This is a genomic window from Zoogloea sp. GDB6 (assembly GCF_056724105.1).
The window spans coordinates 140906-162343 of record NZ_CM161497.1; the positions used below are offsets into that span (position 1 = coordinate 140906).

Below are 21438 nucleotides of genomic sequence, written 5' to 3' on the forward strand. Positions count from 1 at the left end.
CTCAAGTCCGTTTCACAATGATGAGATGGCGTTCGGCGTCGAGGCCGGGCACCTGGAGTTCCGCGCTGCGTTCCATGGTGAAGCCTTTCGGAATGCGGGCGATTTCGTCTTCAGGGTACACGCCCTTCATGGCGAGGATGCGCGTCTGCGGTCCGGCCAGGTGGGCGGTGAGGTTCACGAAGTCGGCCAGGTCGGCAAAGGCGCGCGAAATGATGCCGTCGGGGGCGTCCGGCGCATAGGCCGGTTGCCAGTTTTCGATGCGGGCGTGGTGGGCGCGGAAGTTGTTGAGCTTGAGCTCGATCCGTGCCTGGTTCTGGAAGGTGCTCTTCTTTTGTACGGTCTCGACCGAGTCCACCTGCAGGTCAGGCCGGCAGATGGCCAGCACGACGCCGGGCAGGCCACCGCCGGAGCCGACGTCCACCAGTCGGGAAATGCCATCCAGCTGCGGTAGTACCGACAGGGAGTCGAGCAGGTGGTGGGTGGTGACCTGGGCTTCGTCGCGGATCGCGGTGAGGTTGTAGACCTTGTTCCACTTGATCAGCAACTGGCCGAAGGCGAGCAACTTCTGGGGAGCGTCGGTGGGCAGAGTGAGTCCGAGGGCGGCGATGCCCTGTTCGAGGGTGCGGCTGCTCATGCTGATTTCTGCTCCCGTCCGCGGGCCAGTTCGCCGCGTTTCAGCCACACCAGCAGCAGGCTGATGGCCGCCGGGGTGACACCCTGGATGCGGCTGGCCTGGCCGATGGTTTCCGGCTTGTGCTGATTGAGGCGGCCCTGGACTTCCTTCGACAGGCCGCGCACGGTGGAATAGTCGAGATCCGGCGGCAGGCGGGTGGCCTCGGCATCGGCCTGGCGCGCCACTTCGTCGAGCTGGCGGTCGATGTAGCCCTGGTACTTGGCGGCGATTTCCAGCTGTTCGACGACCTGTGGGTCGGTTTCCGCTGCTTCCGGGGCGCCGGGTAGCGTCATCAGCGCCGCGTAGCTGACGCCGGGGCGGCGCAGCAGGTCGAAGAAGGAGTATTCGCGCTCGATGGACTTGCCGAGCACGGCTTCGGCGGCTTCCGCCGACACCTTGGCGGGCGTCGCCCAGGTGGCACGCAGGCGTGCGGTCTCGCGCTCGATGGCTTCGCGCTTGGCGCAGAAGGCGGCCCAGCGTTCGTCGTCCACCAGGCCCAGCTTGCGGCCGGTTTCGGTGAGGCGCAGGTCGGCGTTGTCCTCGCGCAGGGACAAGCGGTATTCGGCGCGGGACGTGAACATCCGGTAGGGCTCGGAGACGCCGCGAGTGATCAGGTCGTCCACCAGCACGCCCAGGTAGGCTTCGTCGCGACGTGGGCACCAGGCCTCCTGGCCCTTCACCTGCAGCGCGGCGTTGATGCCGGCCAGCAGGCCCTGGGCGGCGGCTTCTTCATAGCCGGTGGTGCCGTTGATCTGGCCGGCGAAGAACAGCCCGCCGATGGACTTGGTTTCCAGGCTGGACTTGAGGTTGCGCGGGTCGAAGTAGTCGTACTCGATGGCGTAGCCGGGGCGCAGGATGTGGCAGTTCTCGAGGCCCTTGATGGAGCGCACGATGTCCAGCTGCACGTCGAAGGGCAGGCTGGTGGAGATCCCGTTGGGGTAGATCTCGTGGGTATCCAGGCCTTCGGGTTCGAGGAAGACGTGGTGGCTGTCCTTGTCCGCGAAGCGGTGGATCTTGTCCTCGATGCTCGGGCAGTAGCGCGGGCCGACCCCTTCGATCACGCCGGAGTACATCGGCGAGCGGTCGAGGTTGGCGCGGATGATGTCGTGGGTGCGGCTGTTGGTGTTGGTGATCCAGCACGGCAGCTGGCGCGGATGCTGGCTGGCCTTGCCGAGGAAGCTGAACACCGGCACCGGATAGTCGCCGGGCTGCACCTCCATCACCGAGAAGTCGATGCTGCGTGCGTCGAGGCGCGGCGGCGTGCCGGTCTTGAGGCGGCCCTGGGGCAGGGCGAGTTCCTTCAGGCGCTGGCCGAGGCTGATCGCCGGCGGGTCACCGGCGCGACCGGCGGAGTAGTTCTGCAGGCCGACGTGGATCAGGCCGTTGAGGAAAGTGCCGGCGGTCAGTACGACGGTGGGCGCCTCGAAGCGCAGGCCGATCTGCGTGACCACGCCGGTGACCCGGTCGCCGGCGACGGTGATGTCGTCCACGGCCTGCTGGAACAGCCACAGGTTGGGCTGGTTTTCCAGGCGCTTGCGGATGGCGGCCTTGTACAGCACCCGGTCCGCCTGGGCGCGGGTGGCGCGCACGGCCGGACCCTTGCTGGCGTTAAGGATGCGGAACTGGATGCCGCCTTCATCGGTGGCCGCCGCCATGGCGCCGCCGAGGGCATCCACTTCCTTGACCAGATGGCCCTTGCCGATCCCGCCGATGGACGGGTTGCAGCTCATCTGGCCGAGGGTCTCGATGTTGTGGGTGAGCAGCAGCGTGGCGCACCCGGCCCGCGCGGCTGCCAGGGCGGCCTCGGTGCCGGCATGGCCGCCGCCGACCACGATGACGTCGAAACGGGTGGGATGAAGCATGGGGAAACCGGGAATGGTGAAACGGGGGAGCCGAATGATACGACCTTGCGCCGCAAAAATACAGCCTCCGTACCTTGTGGAAGCCTGAAAAACGAAGGATTTACAACGGTTTACAAGAGTTCTTGAAGCCCTTGAAACGTCCTTTCGCGTATCTCCGGCCAAGTATTGCCATGTGGATAGTGCCCTGTTTCACCGTTGGTTGATATTTGTCCTGGGAGTCTAAAGTTTGCGCCGCATCGTCCGTAGAACCATGCAATATACAGATGTCAGGAAGCGTTGCCCGCTTTGGGTTTTCACCCTGTCACCCCATGAGTTTTGCTGTCCCGATACCCCGGATTTGCCCTGCCGGGAGGAGAAAAAATGAAAACAATCATGCTGGTCGATGATTCGGCCACCGTCCTGCTATCCATTTCCGGAATCCTCTCCAAGGCAGGTTTCCAAGTCGTTACCGCCAACAGCGCCGAAGACGGCCAGAAAAAGTTGGCTGCCGGCACCAAACCAGACCTGCTGATCACCGACCTCAATATGCCTGGCATGAACGGTATCGAGTTCATCAAGGTGGTGCGCCAGAGGGCGGAGCTGCGCTTCATGCCGATCCTGTTCCTGACCACCGAGTCCCAGCAGAGCAAGCGTGCCGAGGCCAAGGCAGCCGGCGCTTCGGGCTGGATCGTCAAACCGGCGACGGCTGACACGCTGCTCAACACGATCAAGCTCGTCCTGCGTTGAAGACCATGTCGGCCATCGGCGATAAATCCCGGCGCCGGCGTCTGCTGTTGTCCTTGCTGACGGCGGTGGGCGTGTTTGTCGTCGTGTATTTCGGTAATGACGCCTATCACCGGATACTGCTGGATGATCTTGGGCTCAGTCAGTCCCTGGTGGATGCGATTGGCGCAATTGCCGCCGTGCTGCTCAGCTTCGAAGCGCTCAGCATGCTGTCGATCATGCGCTACCGGGATGCGCTGTATGGTGCGGAGCATGCGCTCAACAAGACCAAGGATGAGCTTGAGTACAAGAGCGAAGTAGCGGCCGAGGTGAGCCGCTCGCTGGACCAGGTGCCTCATCTCAACGGCATCCTCGTCGGGCAGCTCAATGCGGTTACTGACCAGACCGAGGCGGCTGCGTTGAGCATGGTTGAGCGCCTGCAGGCGGTGGACGCCGTTGTGCAGGATCTCGATCAGGTCGTGCAGGCCTTTTCTCAGGAGTCCAGCCAGATCGTCGAGGAGGCCAACACCCGGGCGGCTGGCAATCAGCAGACCCTGACAGCGTTACAGGACTACATTCACCGCCGCCTTGAAAACGTCGGCGAAGAGCAGGCGCATGTGATGGCGGCCCTCGCAGAAGCCAAGTCGCTGGCCCAGTTCGTCAGTCTGGTACGGGATATTTCCGGCCAGACCAACCTGCTGGCTCTCAATGCAGCCATCGAAGCAGCCCGGGCCGGTGAGGCCGGGCGTGGCTTCGCGGTGGTCGCGGACGAGGTACGCAAGCTGGCAGGGCAGACCGACCAGGCCGTGCTGAAGATCAGCGAAGGCATTGACCGGGTCGTGCATACCATCGAGTCCAAGTTCAGCGCACAGTTGGATCAGACGATCTCGAACGCCGAGGAGGATGCGTTGCGTACGGTGGCCGATCAGTTCCATGAGGTCAGTGACAGCTATACCAACCTGCTCGAGCACGAGAACCGGATCCTTGGCGTGTTCCGCGAATCGAGCCGCCGGTTGGCCGAAATGTTCATGGAAACCATGGCCAGCGTGCAGTTTCAGGATGTCACCCGTCAGCAGGTGGGGCATGTGATCGAGGCGCTGGAGCGCCTCGACGAACACGTGTTGAAGCTGTCCGCCTGTCTGAACGGCTCTGCCGCCATCAGCGACATTCCGGCGATGACAGAGCAGATTGATCGCCTTTTCGAAAGCTATGTGATGGAGCGGGAGCGTGAAGAACATGCCCGACGCAGTGGCATCGCACTTCCCCGCTCCTCGTCTGCTTCAGCGGGCGGTGATGGTCCGGCAGTCGAACTGTTTTAACCATTGAGGGATAGCATGAGCGTCATTCGGCGGGCCTTTGCCGAGGATTTCACCATCTATCGGGTTGCGGAACTGAAACCAGCGTTGATCGAACTGCTCGGTGAGGCTGAGCGCATCGAGTTGGACCTGTCCGGCGTCGAGCGCATGGATTCGGCCGGCTGTCAGTTGTTGATGCTGGTCAAGCGGGAAGCCAGTGCGGCCTGCAAAACGCTGGCGATCGTTGCCCACAGCCCGGCGGTGCAGTCCCTCATCGAGTTCTACAACCTCGCGGCCTGGTTCGGCGACCCGCTGGTCGTACCGGCAGAATAACTTCGGCCCCTACCATGGACGAACTCAAGCAAGTCTTTCTGCAGGAAAGCGGAGAGCAACTCGACGCGCTCGAGTCGTTGCTGCTCGAACTGGAAGCGCACCCCGACGACGAAACCACCCTCAACGGTATCTTCCGGGCGGCCCATACCATCAAGGGCGCAGCCGGGATGGTCGAAGCCGTTGCGGTAGAGTCCTTTGCCCACGTGGTTGAGAACGTCCTCGACCGCCTGCGTAATCACGAGATTGCCGTTACCACCGAACTGGCCGCCTTGATGCTGGCTTGTACCGACCACCTGCGTGTGCTGGTCGCCAGCGAGGCCGGTACGGCGCAGATGGGGGAGGCCGAGATCGAAGCCCAGACGGCCAGCCTGCTGGCCCGTTTGCGGGCCTTCGGCCCAGGGGGGCAGGTGCAACAGGCCCCCAAGACTGAGGAGCCCGGCGTGCAGCGGATCCCGTCCCTACAGACTGGCCACAACTGCTGGCACATCTCGGTGCGTTTCGGTCCCGAAGTGCTGCGCCAGGGCATGGACCCGGAGAACTTCCTGCGCTTCCTCGAGACGGTCGGCAACATCCGTCACGTGGAAACTCTCGCCGACAGGATGCCGGCCGTCGCCGAGATGGATCCGGAGCTGTGCTACCTGGGCTTCGAGATCGCGCTGGAGTCCGCCGCCGACAAGCAGACCATCGAGGATGTCTTTGCCTTCGTGCGTGACGAGTGCCAGCTGTCCATCCTGCCGCCGAACAGCAAGGTGAACGATTACGTCGAGCTGATCGAGAGCCTGCCGGAAGACACCCTGCGCCTGGGTGAGATCCTGGTGCGCATCGGGGCGCTGACCGCCGACGAACTGAGCGAGGGCTTGCGTACCCAAGCCATGGACGATGGTGAGGCACCAGCGGCCGAACGCCATGACAAGCCGATCGGCGAGATTCTGGTCGCCCAGCAGGTCGTGCAGCCTGAAGTGGTTGCCGCAGCGGTGGCCAAGCAGACCCAGGTCAGCGAGAAGAAGGCCCAGGATGCCAAGCTGATCCGCGTGCCGGCCGACAAGCTCGACCACCTGATCAACCTGGTCGGCGAACTGGTGATCGCCGGTGCGGCGACCAGCTTGCTGGCCCACAAGCGCAGCGACGGCGAGCTGATCGAGTCCTCGTCGTTGCTTACGAGGCTGGTGGAGGAGATCCGCGATGCTTCGCTGCAGCTGCGCACGGTGCAGATCGGCGAAACCTTCAACCGCTTCCACCGCCTCGTCCGCGATGCCTGCAAGGATCTGGGGAAGGACGTGGAACTGGTGATTTCCGGTGGCGAGACCGAGCTCGACAAGTCGATCGTCGAGAAAATCGGTGATCCACTGATGCACCTGGTGCGCAATTCCCTCGATCACGGCATCGAGGCGCCGGCTGTGCGTGAGGCCGCTGGCAAGAGTCCGCGCGGTACGCTGCTGCTCAACGCCTATCACGATGCCGGCAACATCGTCATCGAGGTGGCCGACGACGGCGCCGGCCTCAATCGCGACAAGATCCTCGCCAAGGCCATCGAGCGTGGCCTGGTGGACCCGGATACCCACCTGTCCGACCGCGAGATCTACGATCTTATCTTCGCGCCCGGCCTGTCCACCGCCGATCAGGTTACCAATCTGTCCGGTCGTGGCGTCGGCATGGACGTGGTGCGCCGTAATCTGCAGGCCCTGCGTGGCACCATCAACGTCAGCAGCCAGGCCGGCCAAGGCACGCGCCTGACGCTGCGGCTGCCGCTGACGCTGGCGATCATCGACGGCTTCCTGGTGGTGTCGGCCAACCGCTCCTACGTGATTCCCCTCGACGCGGTGGTCGAGTGCGTCGAGCGGCCCGAGTCCGAACACGATCGCAACTATTTCAACCTGCGTGGCCAGGTCCTGCCGTCGGTCTGCCTGCGGGAGAGCTTCAGCCTGCCTGGCAAGCGGCCAGCGCGGGAAAGTGTGGTGGTCGTGCAGTATGCCGGCCAGCGCGCCGGTATCGTGGTGGACCGCCTGGCCGGCGAACTTCAGGCGGTCATCAAGCCCCTCGGGGCGATCTTCCGCCACCTGCAGGGCATCGGTGGGTCGACCATTCTCGGCAGCGGCGAGGTGGCCCTGATTCTCGATATCCCTGCACTCATCAAGATTTCCGGGCAAGCGGAGCAGCGTCTCCTGGCCCGACCCGAACAACGTAGCGCCTGAACCTTCTGCATCATCCGGAGACCATCATGTTCAAGAACCTCAAGATCGGAGTTCGCCTGGGCCTGGGATTCGCCTTTGTCCTCGTCCTGCTGGCAGCGATCTCCATCGTGTCGATCTCGCGTATCAACATCCTCAACGGGCAGGTGGTGCAGCTCGCTGAGGAGCGCCTGCCGAAGATCGTGCAGATCGAGGAAGTCCGCCTCAACGTCCAGATCATGGGGCGCGGGGTGCGCAACATGATCATGACGACGGACAAGGCACTCGAGAGAAAACAGCTTGAGGACATCGCCAAGTACCGCAGCCGTAACGCACAGATCCTCGAGGAGATGGTGCCGCTGGTGCATACCGAGAAGGGCAAGGCGCTCATCACCAAGGCCCAGGAGGCCCGCACCCGCTTCAATGCTGTGGTGGAGCGCCTGTTACCGCTCGCCGATACAACGTCGCCTCAGTACAACCAGGATAAGGCCGTCCAGCTGTTGTTCGGCGAATATACTGATGTGGCAGCCAGCTACAACGGAGCCCTGGAGGAGTTTTCCAAGTTCCAGGTGGCGAGTGCAAAGAGCACGGGTGAGGCTGCGGTCGAACTGGCAGCCGCCGCCAAGACTTTGCTGATTTCCCTGTCAGCGCTGGCCATTGTGCTGGCCGCCGTGATTGCTTTCCTGCTGACTCGCAGTATCACTCGCCCCGTGGCCCAGGTTGTGGATGCAGCCAAGAAGATGGCGGTGGGTGACTTCAGTTTCAGTCTGGCCAGCGACGCGAAGGATGAGATCGGTCAGGTCGTCAATGCCGTGGGAGCCGTGCAACGTTCAGTGCAAGCCATGGCTGCGGATGCGAACCTGCTGTCCAAGGCGGCGGTCGACGGCCGCCTGGCCACGCGTGCCGATGCCAGCCAGCACCAGGGCGACTTCCGCAAGATCGTGGAAGGGGTGAACGGCACCCTGGATGCAGTGATCGGTCCCCTCAACGTGGCAGCCAGCTATGTCGACCGCATCTCCAAGGGCGACATTCCGGCGAAGATCTCCGACAGCTACAACGGCGACTTCAACACCATCAAGAACAACCTCAACACCTGCATCGAGGCGGTGAACAAGCTGGTGGCCGATGCGGGCGTGCTGTCGAAGGCCGCGGTGGAAGGCCGTCTGGCGACCCGTGCCGATGCGAGCCAGCACCAGGGTGATTTCCGCAGGATCGTGGAAGGCGTCAACAACACGCTCGATGCGGTGATCGGGCCGCTGAACGTGGCCGCCAACTACGTGGATCGGATCTCCAAGGGCGACATCCCGGCGAAGATCAGCGACAGCTACAACGGCGACTTCAACACCATCAAGAACAACCTCAACACCTGCATCGAGGCGGTGAACAAGCTGGTGGCCGATGCGGGCGTGCTGTCGAAGGCCGCGGTGGAAGGCCGTCTGGCGACCCGTGCCGATGCGAGCCAGCATCAAGGTGATTTCCGCAGGATCGTGGAGGGCGTCAATAACACGCTCGATGCGGTGATCGGGCCTCTGAACGTGGCCGCCAACTATGTGGATCGGATCTCCAAGGGCGACATCCCGCCGAAGATCAGCGACAGCTACAACGGCGACTTCAACACCATCAAGAACAACCTCAACACCTGCATCGAGGCGGTGAACAAGCTGGTGGCCGACGCCAACATGCTGTCTGCGGCTGCGATTGCCGGACGCCTGGAAACCCGTGCAGAAGCCAGTCAGCACCAGGGTGATTTCCGCAAGATCGTGGATGGCGTGAATGGCACGCTGGATGCCATCGTCGGGCCGATCAACGAAGTGCGCCGCATCATGAGCGCGATCGAGCAGGGCGACCTCACCCAGAACATCACCAACGACTACCAAGGTGATTTCAAGGCGCTCAAGGAAGCGGTGAACAACACCGTCGGCAAGCTCTCCGACACCATCACCCAGGTGCGCACCGCCGCCGATGCGCTGACCAATGCATCCGGCCAAGTCTCGGCAACCGCTCAGTCCCTGTCCCAGTCGTCGTCGGAACAGGCCGCCAGCGTGGAAGAGTCGTCCGCGTCCGTCGAGCAGATGTCGGCCTCGATCAAGCAGAACGCCGATAACGCCAAGGTCACCGACAACCTGGCCTCGAAGACCGCGGTGGAGGCCACCGAGGGCGGCGACGCGGTGAAGAACACCGTCGATGCGATGAAGAAGATCGCCCAGAAGATCGGCATCATCGACGACATCGCCTACCAGACCAACCTGCTGGCCCTCAACGCCGCCATCGAAGCGGCCCGCGCCGGCGAGCACGGCAAGGGCTTTGCCGTCGTGGCCGCGGAGGTGCGCAAGCTGGCCGAGCGTTCGCAGGTCGCAGCGCAGGAAATCGGTGGTCTGGCTGGTGATTCCGTCGGCCTGGCCGAGCGTGCCGGTCAACTGCTTGATGAGATCGTGCCGTCTATCCGCAAGACGTCCGACCTAGTGCAGGAGATCGCCTCCGCGTCCCAGGAGCAATCGTCCGGTGTCGCCCAGATCAACAACGCGATGAACCAGCTCAACCAGGCGACGCAGCAGAACGCATCGGCGTCTGAAGAGCTGGCCGCAACCGCGGAAGAACTGGGCGGCCAGGCTGAGCAACTGCAGCAGCTGATGCAGTTCTTCACCATCGACGAGCGCAATATGGGCCGGATTCTGGCCGCGGCACCGTCGGCGGCGCTGGGCCATTCCCACGTCAGCAAGGCCCGTACGCCGGCCAAGGTGGCGGGCTTCGCGTTCAACGAAGGCGACTTCGAGAAGTTCTGAGCGGCGAAAGGAGCCAGAGTATGACTACGCTGCCCACGCCGGCAGGGGCGACGGCCGTTGCCGGGGCCAAGGCCCCGGTAGTGGTCGAGACCAGTCCGGCCCAGTACCTGACCTTCCTGCTCGGCGGCGAGATGTTCGCCGTCGGAATCCTCAACATCAAGGAGATCATCGAATACGGTACGGTCACCGAGATTCCGATGGTGCCGCCCTTCATTCGCGGGGTCATCAACCTGCGCGGTGCGGTGGTGCCGGTGATTGACCTGGCCAGCCGCTTTGGCGGCAAGCGTTCCGAAATCTCGCGACGGACCTGCATCGTCATCATCGAACTCACCGAGAACGATGAGCGCCAGGATGTTGGAGTGGTGGTGGATGCGGTGTCCGAAGTGCTGGAGATTCCAGCTTCGGAGATCGAGCCGCCACCGTCCTTCGGGGCCAAGATCCGCGCCGACTTCATCAAGGGGATGGGCAAGGTGAATGGCAAGTTCGTCATCATCCTGGAGGTCGAAAAAGTCCTCTCGGTCGATGAGATTGCCACGCTGGCCCGCGTCGCTTCGGATGGCGGCACGGCCGACCTGTCGGGAGGCACGCCGTCGGCTTGAGTGCGGCGGGTGAGGACGATGGATTACGCCAGCCTGCCGGCGCGGGAGATCGAGCGTCTGGCCCGCAACGTGGCGCCCGGTGCCTGGGCGGTGGAGCGGGAGCGGCCGCTGGCGACCTTGCTGGGGTCCTGCGTGGCGGTCTGCCTGTTCGACCCCCAGGCCCGTATCGGCGGCATCAACCACTTCATGCTGCCCAATATGCAGCGCAGCACCCATGGCGAGGTGGATGCGCTGCTGGCGGGCGACTATGCGATGGAGGCCCTGCTCAACGCGCTGCTGGCCCAGGGGGCCCGCAAGGCGCGTCTGCAGGCCAAGGCTTTCGGCGGTGGTACCATCATCGAAACCACCGGCCAATCCCTCGCTATAGGCCAGCGCAATGCGCGCTTTGCGCGGGATTGGCTGAAGCGGGAGGGCATTCCGTTGCTGGCGTCGGATTTCCTCGGCCCCTGGTCGCGCAAGCTGCTGTTTCTGCCCGGTAACGGGGATGCCTGGTGCAAGCGCATCGTCACGTCCCATGCCACCGCCGAGGTGATTGCCCGCGAAGAACAGGCCTATGCGGCCACGCTGAACAAGCCCGCAGAGCCGGATAACAACGTCGAACTGTTTTAAGGATCGCCATGGAGCGGGTTCGTCCTCCTGTCGGGAGCCCCATGGGTTCCGCCATCACCAACGAGGAATTTGCGCTGTTTCAGCGGCTGATCTACAAGATCGCCGGTATCAGCCTTTCCGATGCGAAGAAGGTGCTGCTGGTCGGCCGCTTGTCCAAGCGCCTGAAGCACCACAACTTCGACACCTTTTCCCAGTATTACCGGCTGCTCAGCTCCGGTCAGCATCCGGAGGAACTGCAGGTCATGGTGGATCTGTTGACCACCAACGAAACCTATTTCTTCCGCGAGCCGGGTCACTTCGCCTTCTTGAAGAACGAGGTGATCCGCGCCCGTCGTCCCGCCGGGACCTTCCGTGTGTGGAGTGCCGCCTGCTCCACCGGCGAGGAGGTGTATACGCTGGCGATGCTGCTGGCCGATTCGCTGCCGCAGGCCCCGTGGGAGGTGGTCGGCTCGGACATCAGCACCCAGGTGCTGGCCAAGGCTGCGGCGGCGCATTATCCGCTCGACCGGAACGAGGGCATCCCGCCCGAATTCCTGACCCGTTATTGCCTGAAGGGGGTACGCAGCCAGAGCGGGACCTTCCTGATCACGCCCGAGCTCAAGCGTCGCACGTGCTTCCGGCAGGTCAACCTGACCCTGCCGGTGCCGGCCGACGTCGGTGAGTTCGATGTGATCTTCCTGCGTAACGTGATGATTTATTTCGACATGGATACCAAGCGTAAAGTCGTTGCCAACCTGTTGCCGCGCCTCAAGTCGGGGGGCTATCTGTTCATCGGCCATTCCGAGACGCTCAACGGCATCCAGCAGGGACTGGAACTGGTGAAGGCGACGATCTATCGCAAGCCATGATCGAGTGCGGTGACGATATCCGGGAGGTTTTCCTGCAGCCCGGTGGATTCTTCTTCGGTGGTGGCCGCACGCGTATCTCGACGCTGCTCGGTTCCTGCGTGTCCATCACCCTGTGGCATCCGCTGCGCCTGATCGGTGGCATGTGCCATTACATGCTGCCGAGCCGTGGGCGGACAGGCGGCAAGGCGCTGGATGGGCGCTACGCGGACGAGGCGCTGGCCCTCTTCGATCAGGAGATCGAAAAGGCGGGCGGACGGCCGGCGGATTACCAGGTGAAGGTTTTCGGCGGCGGCAACATGCTGAACCGTGATGCCGCTCGCCCGGCAGTCATGGACATCGCCCGTCGCAACGTGGACGCGGCAGATGCGCTGCTGGTGCGGCATGGTTATCGCCCGAGCGTCACCCATTGCGGGGGGACGGGGCACCGCAAGCTGATTTTCGACCTGTGGACCGGTCACGTGTGGCTGGCCCATCGTCCCATCGACGAGGTGAGCCCATGAGATCCCGCCCGATTCGTGTGATGATCGTCGACGACTCGGCGATCGTGCGCCAGGTCGCCAGCGAGGCGATCAATGCCCAACCCGACATGACCGTGCTGGCCACCGCGGTCGATCCCCTGTTCGCCATCGACAAGATGCGCAAGGAATGGCCCGACGTGGTCGTTCTCGACATCGAGATGCCGCGCATGGACGGCCTGACCTTCCTGCGCAAGCTGATGGCCGAGCGGCCGACGCCGGTAGTGATCTGCTCGACGCTGGTGGAGAGCGGTGCCAGGGCCAGTTTCGAGGCGCTCTCTGCCGGCGCGGTTGGCTTGGTTACCAAGCCCAAGGTCGGCCTCAAGCAGTTTCTGCAGGACGAGAGCGACAGCCTGGTGGCGGCCGTCCGTGCGGCGGCAAGTGCCCGCCTGCATCCGGCTAAAGCCAAGGCCAGGATCACGCCGGCGGCGGAGGTGGCGCCACGCCCGAAGCTGACCCTCGACGACCTGCCGCGTGGGCCGCGTCTGGCGTCCGGCGGCGATCGGACGCGCATCGTGGCCATCGGCACGTCCACCGGCGGAACGTTGGCGCTGGAGGCCGTGCTGACCGCGCTGCCCGAGGAGGTGCCGGGTATCGTGGTGGTGCAGCATATGCCGGCCGGTTTCACTGAGATGTTCGCCCGCCGCCTCAACGGCTTGTGCCGCATCCAGGTGCGCGAGGCACGCCATGGCGACCGCATCGAATCCGGGCTGGCGCTGATCGCACCGGGTGGGCGCCACCTGCAGGTGGCGCGGGATGGCAACGGCTATTTCGTCGGCGTCATGGATGGCCCGCTGATCAATCGGCACAAGCCGTCGGTGGATGTGCTTTTCCGTTCGGTGGCTCGGGTAGCCGGCGGTAACGCGCTGGGGATCATCATGACCGGAATGGGCGACGACGGTGCCCTCGGTCTGAAGGAGATGCGGGATGCCGGGGCGGCGACGATCGCCGAGGCCGAAGAAACCTGTGTCGTTTTCGGTATGCCGAAGGAAGCCATCCTGCGTGGTGCCGCAGGGAGCGTGCTGCCTCTGCATGACATCCCGGGCGGGCTGTTGGCCTGGAGCCATGGGAAAGCGGGTTGAATCAGGCCAGATGCACAAAGCCGCGACAATGCTTCATGCTAATGTCAGCGTCCTGATTTCGTTTGTCCGGTGCCGTCCCCGCTGTTTGACGGCCGCGCCGGGCTGACTTTAACCCGCGACCGCAAAGGGTTCTGTTTCATCATGTGCCTGCAGCCGGAGACATCGAGTTCCCAAACTGTTCCCGCAGCCTCTCCGACGCCAGCGGACAGGGGGCGTCCTGGGCCCTTGCTCGAGGCCCTTGTGCGTACCCTGCCGGATCTCGTCTGGCTGAAGGATCCAGAGGGCGTGTATCTGGCTTGCAATTCGCGCTTCGAGCTGTTTTTCGGCGCTAGAGAGGCGGACATCATTGGGCGCAGGGATCATGATTTCGTGCCAAACGAGTTGGCCGAGGTCTTTCGCCGGAACGATCAGGCGGCCATGGCGGCGACGGGGCCTGTACGTAACGAAGAGACCGTCACCTTTGCGTCAGATGGTCACCAGGAAACACTGGAAACCATCCAGACGCCCATGTACGACGAAGATGGGCGACTGATCGGTGTGCTTGGGGTTGCCCGCGACATCACTGCGGGCAAGCGAGTAGAAGCCGGCTTGCGGCGGGCCAACCGAGCCTTGCTGATGGTCAGCGAATGCAATCAGGCCGTCGCACGGGCCACCGATGAGAATGCCCTGTTGCAGGATGTCTGCCGTTTGATGGTGGAGTTCGGTGGTTACCGAATGGTCTGGGTCGGCTATCCGGAACACGATGCACGCCGGCAGGTACGGCCGGTGGCCCAGTTCGGCTGTATCGAAGGTTATTTCGACTCGCTCTTCGTTTCATGGTGCGATGGCGAGGACGGTGCAGGGCCCACCGGTACGGCAGTTCGCGACAGACTCCCGCAGGTGTGTCGCGACATCCTGAGCGATCCGCGCTTCGAACGCTGGCGGGATGCGGCGACACGCAACGGCTACGCATCTTCCTGCGCGCTTCCCTTGCTGGATGCCGATGGACATTGCTTCGGTGTCCTCAGCGTCTATTCAAGCGAGGCCGATGCCTTCGTTGAAGAGGAAATGCGTCTGCTGTCCGACCTCGGGGGCGATCTGGCCTTCGGCATCCGCGCCCTGCGCGACCGGGCGGCAGGAGAGGAGGCCCAGCGCCGTCAGGTGGCCGCAGAGCGCCAGCTGCGCCATTTGGTGGAGGCCAGTCCAACCATCCTTTATGCGATGCGGCAGAAGGCCGGGCGCTGGGTGCCGGCGATGGTCGGCGACAACATTCAGCGTATCTTCGGCTACATGCCGGACGAAGTGCTGGAGCCCGGCTGGTGGCAGGCCGGGCTGCATCCCGATGACCGCGAGGCGGCGAAGGCTGCCTGGCGTAGTCTTCGGGTTGGTGGGCAACTGGGCCTCGAGTACCGCTTTGCCCATCGGGACGGGCGCTATTTCTGGGTGCGCGACGAGTTGCGAATGGCCGGCAGTGATGCAGAGGATGGAGAGGAAATCGTCGGTTCGTGGACGGATGTGACCGTCCGCAAGCAGGGCGAGATCTACTTGGAGACCCAGCGCCATATTCTGGAAATGGTGGCGTCTGGCGCTACGCTGCGCAATACGCTGGAAACCCTGGCTCGCGGTGTGGAGGCACAACTGCCTGACGTGAGGGTATCGATCCTGTTGCTCGATGCGGATGGCGTCCACTTGCGCCATGGCGCTGCGCCCAATCTACCCGATGGTTACAACCGCGCCGTGGATGGTGTGCCCATCGGCGAGGCCGTGGGCTCCTGCGGGACTGCGGCGTGGCGGCGCAGTCCGGTGATCGTCAGGGACATCGCCACTGACCCCCTGTGGAAGGATTATCGCGAGCTGGCCGCCGAATATGGTCTGGTGGCGTGCTGGTCGACGCCGATTTTCAGTCGTGAGGGCGTGGTGCTTGGGACTTTTGCGCTGTACCCGGGCAGCACGTCGGGGCCGGCCGAACGTCATCTTCAGCAGGTGGCCCTGGCGACCGACCTGGCGGCGATTGCTGTTGCCCGCCACCGGGAAGAGTCCGCCTTGCGGGAGAGCGAGGCGCGTTTCCGCCAGTTGTTTGAAGTGGCACCTTTGCCGCTCAGTCTTGTCAATCGCGAGGGGCGGATCATCGATATCAATCGCCGCTTCGTGGAGAGCTTCGGTTACAACCGCCGGGAAATTCCCGATGCGGAGTGCTGGTGGCAGCTGGCCTATCCCGACCCCGCTTATCGGGCTTGGGGGCGGAGTTCTTGGCAGGATGCCGTCAGTCAAGCTCGCGCGGCAGGACGTCCTGTCGAGCCACGGGAATTCCGCGTCACCTGCAAATCCGGCGAGCAGCGGACCCTGTTGGTGTCAGGGTCGGACGTGGGCGATTTCTTTATGACGACCTTTTTCGATATCACCGAGTTGCGCGAGCGGGATGCCCAGCTGGCCGTATATCACCACCACCTTGAGGATCTGGTGGCCGAGCGCACCGAGCAGCTGGCCGAAGCCCGTCGGCGCGCCGAGTCCGCCAGTCAGGCGAAGAGCGCATTCCTGGCCAACATGAGCCACGAGATCCGTACGCCGATGAATGCCATCCTCGGCTTGGCCCGCCTGCTGGAGCGCAGCCCCCTCGATGCGTCCCAGCGCGACCGCCTGAACAAGATCCGTCATGCGGGGGCACATCTGCTGTCGATCATCAACGACATTCTCGACATCTCGAAGATCGAGGCCGGCAAGCTGTTGCTTGAGTCTATCGATTTCTCTCCGGAAGCCCTGTTCAATCAGGCTCATTCCCTGATCCACGAACGCCTCGCCGCCAAGCATCTGAGTTTTCATTCGGATACGGACGGCCTGCCGCCGGTGCTGCGCGGTGATGTGACTCGTTTGCGCCAGGCATTGCTCAACTATCTCGGCAATGCGGTGAAGTTTACCGAACGGGGTGGGGTCAGTCTCAAGGCCAGAATTCTGGAGGAGGGGGAACAGGAGATGCTGGTCCGCTTCGAGGTGAGTGACAGCGGCATCGGCATTGCGCCCGACCAGTTGTCGCGCCTCTTCCAGTCTTTCGAGCAGGCCGATGCATCGACTACCCGCAAATACGGCGGCACCGGTCTTGGCTTGGCTCTGACCCGCCATCTGGCGGCCTTGATGGGAGGCGAAGCCGGGGTGGAAAGTCGCTTGGGACAGGGAAGCTCTTTCTGGTTTACTGCACGCCTGCAGACCCGACCGGGGATCAGTCTGCCCGTCGCGGGCGGTGATGCACGGACTGATCTGCTGGCCGAAGATGTGCCTGCGTTGCAGGGGCGGAGAGTCTTGCTGGTTGAGGACAATCAGCTCAATCAGGAAGTGGCGGTGGACATGCTGGACGATCTGGGGCTGGTCGTGGAGTGTGCCGAAAACGGTCAGCAAGCCGTGGCGTGCGTGCGAAGCGGCGATTACGATCTGGTGCTGATGGACATGCAGATGCCGGTTATGGACGGTTTGGAGGCTACCCGTACCATTCGTGCCCTGCCTGACCAGGATGCTTTGCCTATTGTCGCAATGACCGCCAACGCCTTTGAGGAAGACCAGGATGCGTGCCGGATGGCGGGTATGAACGATTTCCTGGCCAAGCCGGTGGAGCCGGAAGATCTGCGTCGAGTGTTGCTCAAATGGCTGGTACAGGGAGGAGCGGATGCCTTGCCTGAGCCTGTGCAGCCCCCTGTACCCGACGCTACGTCCGATGCGTGGGCTACTCGCTTGCAAGGTATTGCCGGACTCGACGCCGAGAGGGGGGTGAGGCTGGTGCGTGGCAAGTGGCCGACCTATGGACGACTGCTTGATATCTTCGCCAGCAACCATGGCGATGCGGCCGATCGCCTCAATGCTTGCCTGGCTGCCGGTGATCTGGCGGCCATCGCACACCTATCCCATACCTTGAAGGGGGCTGCGGGTAACGTGGGCGCAGTGGATGTCTTTGCGCTGGCAGATGGAATCTGTCGGACCGTGCGCAGCGGCAATGTGGATGCGCTGGCAGACCAGTTGGTGGCGCTGGGACAGGTGTTGCCGCCGCTGGTCGGAGCAATCCGCTGCGCCCTTGAGGGGGGCGCATCGGGTCGGTCATGAGCATGCCGCTGAAAAGCGCGCTCTGCCAGTGGATGGATTGTTTCGAAGCCGGCTTCGTCACGTTAGATGGCTGGCATCGCAATCGTGGCCCTGATCAACGCGCAGCCATCGCCACGGCCACGCGGATCCCGGTCATACCGCGTTGATCGTGGCGAGGCCGATCTTGATTTCAGCCGCTGGGCGCTGAGAGAAAGCCTCAGCGGCGGTTGGCCATCGCGCGCAGGCGGGAAACCCGTTCCTCGGTGGCCGGGTGGGTGCTGAACAGGCCGGCCAGGCCGCGGCCCGACAGGGGGTTCATGATCATCATCTGGCCGGTTTCCGGGTGGGCTTCGGCGGTCGGCATCGGGATGCCGCGGGCGAATGCATCGATCTTCATCAGCGCGTCGGCCAGCGCGTGCGGGTCGCTGGCGATTTCGGCACCGCCCCGGTCGGCCTCGAACTCGCGGGCGCGGGAGATCGCCATCTGGATCACGCTGGCGGCCAGCGGGGCGAGCAGGGCCACCGCAATGGAGGCGATCGGGTTGGCCGGGCGGCCTTCCGAGTCGCGGCCGCTGAAGAACATCGCGAAGTTGGCCAGTGCCGAGATTGCTCCGGCCATCGTCGCCGAGATCGTCGAGATCAGGATGTCCCGATGTTTCACATGGGCCAACTCGTGGGCCATCACGCCGCGCAGTTCGCGCTGGCTGAGCATCTGCAGGATGCCGGTGGTGGCCGCCACGGCGGCGTTCTCGGGGTTGCGGCCGGTGGCGAAGGCGTTCGGCTGGTCCTCGTGGATGATATAGACGCGCGGCATCGGCAGCTGGGCGCGGCCGGCCAGTTCGCGGACCATGTTGTACAGGTAGGGGGAGCTGGTTTCGTCCACTTCCTGCGCGTTGTACATGCGCAGGACCATCTTGTCGGAGAACCAGTAGGAGAACAGGTTCATTGCGCCGCCGAAGACCAGCGCGAGCACCATCCCCGACTTGCCGCCGATGAGGCCGCCGATCACGCCGAACAGCGCGATGATCGCCGCCATCAGGATGGATGTCTTGAGCCAGTTGCCGAGCATTGGGTGTAACCGTCCTTTCGGAATTAAGTGGGAAGCGCTGGTTAGATGGGGAAGACCACCAAAAATTCAAGAATTTTTAGGCGCTTGCATGAAAGCGGCAGCCGGCTGGCATGAAGTGCGAAAAAAAGCCCGCGGGCGGCGCGGGCTTGGGGCTGCAGTCGGGAGGCTGGATCAGTCGAAGCGGCTACCTACGGCGATGGCCGTGCCGCGGACGAAATCGGCCGCCGCCAAACGCTTGCCGCCGGGCTTCTGCAGCTCGGTGATGCACAGTGCACCCTCGCCGCAGGCGACGATCACGCCGGCCCCTTCGGCCAGCAGTACTTCGCCGGGAGCGCCGCTGGCGTCGATGGCACGGGCGCGCCATAGCTTGATCGGCGTGCCCTGGTAGGTGCCCAGCGCGCCGGGGAAGGGGTTGAAGGCGCGGATGGCACGCTCGATCTCGGCGGCCGGGCGGGTCCAGTCCACGGTGGCTTCGGCCTTGCCGATCTTGGCCGCGTAGGTGACGCCGTCGGCCGGCTGCGGCGTGGCCTTCAGGCCGCCGCCGGGCAGCGCCCGCAGGGCGTCGACGATCAGATCGGCGCCGAGGCTGGCCAGGCGGTCGTGCAGGCTGCCGGTGGTGTCGTCGGATTCGATGGCCGTGCTGCGCTTCATCAGCATCGGGCCAGTGTCGAGGCCGGCGTCCATCTGCATGATGGTGATGCCGGTTTCCGCGTCGCCGGCCTCGATGGCCCGGTGGATCGGCGCGGCGCCGCGCCAGCGTGGCAGCAGCGAGGCATGGATGTTGAGGCAGCCGTAGCGCGGCAGGTCGAGCACCGCCTGGGGCAGGATGATGCCGTAGGCGGCTACCACCAGCACGTCGACGCCGGCTTCGGCCAGCGGCGCCTGCTGTTCTGGCGTGCGCAGCTTTTCCGGCTGATGGACAGGGATGCCGGCGGCGGCTGCGACCTGCTTGACCGGGCTCGGCTGCAGCTGCATGCCACGCCCGGCGGGGCGGTCCGGCTGGGTCAGGACCAGCGGGACTTCAAAGCCGGCGGCGAGGATGGCCTGCAGCGCGGCGGCGGCGAATTCGGGGGTTCCGGCGAAGGCGACTCTCATCAGGCGGTGATCCGGGCTTTCTTGGCCAGCTTGCCCTTGATGCGGGTCTGCTTGAGCTGGGACAGGTATTCGACGAAGACCTTGCCTTCCAGGTGATCCAGCTCGTGCTGGATGCACACCGCGAGCAGGCCGTCGGCCTCCATCTCGAAGGTCTCGCCTTTCTGGTTGAGGGCGCGCACCTTGACCCGTTCGGCACGGACGACCTTGTCGTAGATACCGGGCACGGACAGGCAGCCTTCCTCGCCGAGGTGCTCGCCGGAGCGTTCGAGGATTTCCGGGTTGATCAGCGCCAGCAGCTCGGACTTGTCTTCCGAGACATCGATGACGACGACCCGTTTGTGGACGTCCACCTGTGTGGCGGCCAAGCCGATGCCGGGGGCCTCGTACATGGTTTCCGCCATGTTGGCGATCAGTCGGCGGATTTCGTCGTTCACTTCGCGTACCGGAGTAGCACGGGTGTGCAAACGAGGATCGGGATAACGGAGAATGGGTAGCAGGGCCATAAATATTGCCGGATGAAGACTTTACGTGCAGAATTTTGAGCCAAATCTACGATGCTCGCATCTTGCAAGGCGGGTATCGGCTCCGCAACACAGGCAGCCCTTTGCCGGGCGGTGCCTGTTCGCCGAAAGCGAGTGCTCTTCCGATGATTCGCATTATATCCGCCCTCCTGATCGGCGTCGCAGCCCTGGTGCCTGCGGCTGCCGGTGCAGCAAGTCCCATCCGCCTGGCCGACGACGCGCCGGACAGCCACGTCGTGGTGCCCGGCGATACCCTGTGGGGCATCTCCGGCAAGTTTCTCAAGGAACCCTGGCGCTGGCCCGAGGTGTGGCGCCTGAACCGGGAGCAGATCCGCAACCCGCATCTCATCTACCCAGGCCAGATCATCGTCCTCGACCGCAGCGGTCCGAATCCGACCCTCAAGTTCGGCACGCGTGTCGGTGGCCCCGTCGATCGCGCGCTGTACGAAAAGCGTTTCCCGCAAGTCTATTCACAACCGGACCAGGCTGCGATCCAGAGTATTCCACTGCGTGCCATCGCTCCCTTCCTGACCGAGCCGGTGGTGGTGTCCGACAAGGACGACGCGACCGCCGGCGTGTTGGTCGCCACCCAGGAAGGACGCGTTTTCACCGGGGCCGGCGATACGATCTTTGCCACGCGCATCACGCCGGACGTCAAGACCTGGAATGTGTACCGCAAGGCTAAGCCGTTGAAGGATCCGCTAAGCGGAGAGATCCTCGGCTATGAAGCCGTTCATCTCGGGGTGGCGCGGGTGACCGCCGATCCGGAAGAGGACCCGCAGGAGCCCGTCGAGGGCAAGCCGGAGGCCACGGTGCCGACCAGCCTTTTGGTATTGAGCGCCAAGCAGGAGATCGGCAAGGGTGACCGTCTGCTGCCGGCGGGGCGCCCTGAGCTGCCCAGCTATGTGCCCCATGCTCCGGACGGGGATGTGCGTGGGCATGTGGTGTCCATTTATAACGGCGTGACTGAAACCGGCCGTTACCACGTGGTGTCGATCAGCCTCGGCAAGCGGGACGGCATGGAAGTCGGCCATGTGCTGGCGCTGCACCGCAACCGCGGGGAGGCCGTCTACCGGGAGGGTGACGTGGGGCCGGCCCAGCGTTTCCGTCTGCCGGAGCAGCGCTACGGGCTGGTCTTCGTGTTCCGCGTCTTCGACCGGCTCTCCTATGCGCTGGTGATGGACAGCAAGGGCTCGGTAGCGGTGGCCGACAGCGCCCGCAAGCCTTGAACGCCGAAGCA

General features: G+C 63.9%; 18 protein-coding genes. 13 read left to right on the forward strand and 5 right to left on the reverse strand.

Translation table 11 applies throughout. The features are described 5' to 3' along the window. Position 1: 1 nt before the first annotated feature. Positions 2–634, reverse strand: coding sequence for a 16S rRNA (guanine(527)-N(7))-methyltransferase RsmG (rsmG, locus tag AC1PQG_RS00675; protein ID WP_481120764.1), 633 nt, complete (start codon positions 632–634; stop codon positions 2–4). Then, positions 631–2535, reverse strand: coding sequence for a tRNA uridine-5-carboxymethylaminomethyl(34) synthesis enzyme MnmG (mnmG, locus tag AC1PQG_RS00680; RefSeq protein WP_481120765.1), 1905 nt, complete (start codon positions 2533–2535; stop codon positions 631–633). Before mnmG ends, rsmG begins: the two co-directional genes overlap by 4 nt. A 360-nt stretch (positions 2536–2895) precedes the next feature. Here mnmG and AC1PQG_RS00685 point away from each other — a divergent pair, with 360 nt between their 5' ends. The 12 genes from AC1PQG_RS00685 (at position 2896) to AC1PQG_RS00740 (ending at position 17680) form a co-directional block, all read left to right on the forward strand. Then, positions 2896–3261, forward strand: coding sequence for a response regulator (locus AC1PQG_RS00685; protein ID WP_481120766.1), 366 nt, complete (start codon positions 2896–2898; stop codon positions 3259–3261). Positions 3262–3266: 5 nt separating this feature from the next. Beyond that, positions 3267–4556 (forward strand): methyl-accepting chemotaxis protein, encoded by a 1290-nt coding sequence (locus tag AC1PQG_RS00690; RefSeq protein ID WP_481120767.1) that lies wholly within the window; start codon positions 3267–3269, stop codon positions 4554–4556. Between the two features lie 15 nt (positions 4557–4571). Next, positions 4572–4865 (forward strand): STAS domain-containing protein, encoded by a 294-nt coding sequence (locus AC1PQG_RS00695; protein ID WP_481120768.1) that lies wholly within the window; start codon positions 4572–4574, stop codon positions 4863–4865. A 14-nt stretch (positions 4866–4879) separates the two neighbouring features. Further along, positions 4880–7057, forward strand: coding sequence for a chemotaxis protein CheA (locus AC1PQG_RS00700; protein WP_481120769.1), 2178 nt, complete (start codon positions 4880–4882; stop codon positions 7055–7057). 26 nt (positions 7058–7083) lie between these two features. Continuing rightward, positions 7084–9816 (forward strand): methyl-accepting chemotaxis protein, encoded by a 2733-nt coding sequence (locus AC1PQG_RS00705; RefSeq protein ID WP_481120770.1) that lies wholly within the window; start codon positions 7084–7086, stop codon positions 9814–9816. 20 nt (positions 9817–9836) lie between these two features. Then, complete coding sequence (locus AC1PQG_RS00710; protein ID WP_481120771.1) at positions 9837–10415, forward strand: chemotaxis protein CheW; 579 nt, start codon at positions 9837–9839, stop codon at positions 10413–10415. A gap of 18 nt (positions 10416–10433) precedes the next feature. After that, the gene (locus tag AC1PQG_RS00715) at positions 10434–11024 is read left to right on the forward strand and encodes a chemotaxis protein CheD (protein WP_481120772.1); all 591 of its coding nucleotides are present in this window, start codon (positions 10434–10436) and stop codon (positions 11022–11024) included. A gap of 41 nt (positions 11025–11065) precedes the next feature. Continuing rightward, positions 11066–11872 (forward strand): CheR family methyltransferase, encoded by an 807-nt coding sequence (locus tag AC1PQG_RS00720; RefSeq protein WP_481120773.1) that lies wholly within the window; start codon positions 11066–11068, stop codon positions 11870–11872. Next, entirely contained in the window at positions 11869–12372 is a 504-nt protein-coding gene (locus tag AC1PQG_RS00725; RefSeq protein ID WP_481120774.1) for a chemotaxis protein CheD, read from the forward strand. The genes AC1PQG_RS00720 and AC1PQG_RS00725 overlap by 4 nt, the downstream gene beginning before the upstream one ends. Further along, a complete protein-coding gene (locus tag AC1PQG_RS00730; protein WP_481120775.1) occupies positions 12369–13469 on the forward strand; it encodes a protein-glutamate methylesterase/protein-glutamine glutaminase in 1101 nt (366 codons plus the stop codon). The genes AC1PQG_RS00725 and AC1PQG_RS00730 overlap by 4 nt, the downstream gene beginning before the upstream one ends. A gap of 240 nt (positions 13470–13709) precedes the next feature. Continuing rightward, positions 13710–17534, forward strand: a complete 3825-nt coding sequence (locus AC1PQG_RS00735; protein ID WP_481120776.1) for a PAS domain S-box protein — start codon at positions 13710–13712, stop codon at positions 17532–17534. Continuing rightward, positions 17531–17680 carry a hypothetical protein gene (locus tag AC1PQG_RS00740; RefSeq protein ID WP_481120777.1) on the forward strand — a complete coding sequence of 50 codons (150 nt, stop codon included), beginning with the start codon at positions 17531–17533 and terminating at the stop codon, positions 17678–17680. The genes AC1PQG_RS00735 and AC1PQG_RS00740 overlap by 4 nt, the downstream gene beginning before the upstream one ends. A 50-nt stretch (positions 17681–17730) precedes the next feature. Here the strand turns inward: AC1PQG_RS00740 and htpX are convergent, their stop codons facing one another. The 3 genes from htpX to def all read right to left on the reverse strand — a co-directional run bounded on the left by htpX (position 17731) and on the right by def (position 20180). Continuing rightward, on the reverse strand, positions 17731–18582 hold the full coding sequence (gene htpX, locus AC1PQG_RS00745) for a zinc metalloprotease HtpX (RefSeq protein WP_481120778.1): 852 nt from the start codon (positions 18580–18582) through the stop codon (positions 17731–17733). A 171-nt stretch (positions 18583–18753) separates the two neighbouring features. Beyond that, a complete protein-coding gene (fmt, locus tag AC1PQG_RS00750; protein WP_481120779.1) occupies positions 18754–19677 on the reverse strand; it encodes a methionyl-tRNA formyltransferase in 924 nt (307 codons plus the stop codon). Beyond that, positions 19677–20180 (reverse strand): peptide deformylase, encoded by a 504-nt coding sequence (def, locus tag AC1PQG_RS00755; protein WP_481116951.1) that lies wholly within the window; start codon positions 20178–20180, stop codon positions 19677–19679. Before def ends, fmt begins: the two co-directional genes overlap by 1 nt. Before the next feature lie 143 nt (positions 20181–20323). Between def and AC1PQG_RS00760 the strand changes: the two genes are divergently transcribed. Further along, on the forward strand, positions 20324–21427 hold the full coding sequence (locus AC1PQG_RS00760) for a LysM peptidoglycan-binding domain-containing protein (RefSeq protein WP_481120780.1): 1104 nt from the start codon (positions 20324–20326) through the stop codon (positions 21425–21427). The last annotated feature ends 11 nt before the right edge of the window (positions 21428–21438 follow it).

Coding starts and splice junctions, on each gene's coding strand:
- rsmG (WP_481120764.1), bottom strand. CDS start 634: ATGAGCAGCCGCACCCTCGAACAGGGCATCGCCGCCCTCGGACTCACT.
- mnmG (WP_481120765.1), bottom strand. CDS start 2,535: ATGCTTCATCCCACCCGTTTCGACGTCATCGTGGTCGGCGGCGGCCAT.
- AC1PQG_RS00685 (WP_481120766.1), top strand. CDS start 2,896: ATGAAAACAATCATGCTGGTCGATGATTCGGCCACCGTCCTGCTATCC.
- AC1PQG_RS00690 (WP_481120767.1), top strand. CDS start 3,267: ATGTCGGCCATCGGCGATAAATCCCGGCGCCGGCGTCTGCTGTTGTCC.
- AC1PQG_RS00695 (WP_481120768.1), top strand. CDS start 4,572: ATGAGCGTCATTCGGCGGGCCTTTGCCGAGGATTTCACCATCTATCGG.
- AC1PQG_RS00700 (WP_481120769.1), top strand. CDS start 4,880: ATGGACGAACTCAAGCAAGTCTTTCTGCAGGAAAGCGGAGAGCAACTC.
- AC1PQG_RS00705 (WP_481120770.1), top strand. CDS start 7,084: ATGTTCAAGAACCTCAAGATCGGAGTTCGCCTGGGCCTGGGATTCGCC.
- AC1PQG_RS00710 (WP_481120771.1), top strand. CDS start 9,837: ATGACTACGCTGCCCACGCCGGCAGGGGCGACGGCCGTTGCCGGGGCC.
- AC1PQG_RS00715 (WP_481120772.1), top strand. CDS start 10,434: ATGGATTACGCCAGCCTGCCGGCGCGGGAGATCGAGCGTCTGGCCCGC.
- AC1PQG_RS00720 (WP_481120773.1), top strand. CDS start 11,066: ATGGGTTCCGCCATCACCAACGAGGAATTTGCGCTGTTTCAGCGGCTG.
- AC1PQG_RS00725 (WP_481120774.1), top strand. CDS start 11,869: ATGATCGAGTGCGGTGACGATATCCGGGAGGTTTTCCTGCAGCCCGGT.
- AC1PQG_RS00730 (WP_481120775.1), top strand. CDS start 12,369: ATGAGATCCCGCCCGATTCGTGTGATGATCGTCGACGACTCGGCGATC.
- AC1PQG_RS00740 (WP_481120777.1), top strand. CDS start 17,531: ATGAGCATGCCGCTGAAAAGCGCGCTCTGCCAGTGGATGGATTGTTTC.
- htpX (WP_481120778.1), bottom strand. CDS start 18,582: ATGCTCGGCAACTGGCTCAAGACATCCATCCTGATGGCGGCGATCATC.
- fmt (WP_481120779.1), bottom strand. CDS start 19,677: ATGAGAGTCGCCTTCGCCGGAACCCCCGAATTCGCCGCCGCCGCGCTG.
- def (WP_481116951.1), bottom strand. CDS start 20,180: ATGGCCCTGCTACCCATTCTCCGTTATCCCGATCCTCGTTTGCACACC.
- AC1PQG_RS00760 (WP_481120780.1), top strand. CDS start 20,324: ATGATTCGCATTATATCCGCCCTCCTGATCGGCGTCGCAGCCCTGGTG.